This is a genomic window from Escherichia sp. AM3, assembly GCF_032029835.1.
In the GTDB taxonomy this organism is placed as follows: Bacteria; Pseudomonadota; Gammaproteobacteria; order Enterobacterales; family Enterobacteriaceae; genus Escherichia; species Escherichia coli.
On the sequence record NZ_JAVUPQ010001255.1, the window covers coordinates 1 to 242 of the forward strand.

A 242-nucleotide genomic window follows, 5' to 3' on the forward strand; every position below is an offset into this window, starting at 1 on the left:
TCTGTTCAGAAATAGTATTGCGGCTAATCAAGCCAATTCCTACGTCTTTTCGCTGTTGCACGATCTAAAAGGAAATATGGGAAAATTTCATGAAAGTATGGTACTAAAGGGTCTTTAATTCCTTTATCTTGTTCCATCAACTGCACAGTATCTCGTAATCTCATTAGCAAAAAGTAATACGGTTGCAACATGCTAATTATTTCCCATGCAATGCAAGGCGAAATTTTGTTTACTTTCCAGTT

Annotated in this window: 1 pseudogene; it reads right to left on the reverse strand. The window is 36.0% G+C overall.

Going from position 1 to position 242, the window contains the following annotated elements:
* Positions 1–23 precede the first annotated feature (23 nt).
* A pseudogene (locus RTW80_RS30545) lies at positions 24–242 on the reverse strand (hypothetical protein); the annotation flags it as partial.